Here is a 948-nt window from a genome sequence, read left to right as displayed (position 1 = left end):
CTGCCGCTGCGCACGGCCGCCAGCCCGCCACCACCGCCGGCCGCCGCGGCCGTCACTGACAGCGTGCGGCGCCGCCATGAGGAACGGGAGGAGGAGGCGGAAGGGGGCTTCTGGCCGGTGCTGATCGCCCTGGTGCTCTCGGCCGTCGTCGGGACGGCGGTGGGCTGGTGGTGGCTGAGCCGCGGCAAGGTGGCCGCCCCGGCCCCCGGCGGCCAGAGCGAGCTGCCCAGCAGCCTGCCCCCCTCGGAGGTGGATCAGCGCCAGCAGTTGCTCAACCGCCTGCGGGCCATGCAGGTGGACCGGGCCTGGTTCCTGAGCCTGGTGGATGCGGCCCTGCTGGCCCAGTACCCCGAGCGCAACGGCCGCCTGCCCTCCGACAGCCTGGAGGACGCCCCGCTGCGGCGGGTGTGGAACGAACTGGCCGAGGAATGGCTGGCCCGGGTGGAGCAGCTGCCCCTGCCCCTGCGGCGCCGGCTGGGCAACTTCAGCGCCAGCGACTGGGAGCAGCGCCAGGGCGGCTTCGTGCGCCAGGGGCTGAGCCCGGCGGTGCTGCGGGAGCTGGTGTCGGCCAGCGTCCAGAACCTGCTGCCGAGCCGCGCCTCCCAGGCGATTCCGCCGGAACCCTTCCGCCAGATCTGGTACGCCGCCGCCGAGCTGATGCTGGAGAACCTGCGGATCGAGCCGATCGAGGCCCCCTCCGGCACCGCCCAGGTGCTGTCGGCCGAGGTGCCCGCCAGCGGGGCGCGGCTGTTCCCGATCCGCCTGCCGGCCGGCCACGGCCTCGCCCTCGGCGTCAGCGGTTCGCCGCTGCTGCAGATGAGCGTCTATTCGGCCGAGGGCACCTTGCTGGAGCCGAGGGGGCCGCTGCGGGTGGTCAGCCTCGATTCCCAGAAGAGCTCGCCGGTGCAGCTGCTGCTCACCAACGACGGCGTCGCCCCGGCCCTGATC

1 pseudogene is annotated in these 948 nt (G+C 74.5%); it reads left to right on the top strand.

Annotated elements, in window-relative coordinates:
* A pseudogene (locus VB737_RS07290) lies at positions 1-948 on the top strand (serine/threonine protein kinase); the annotation flags it as partial.

This window comes from Synechococcus sp. BA-120 BA3 (assembly GCF_034931285.1).
In the GTDB taxonomy this organism is placed as follows: domain Bacteria; phylum Cyanobacteriota; class Cyanobacteriia; order PCC-6307; family Cyanobiaceae; genus Cyanobium.
This window is presented reverse-complemented; position numbering and strand designations above follow the sequence as displayed.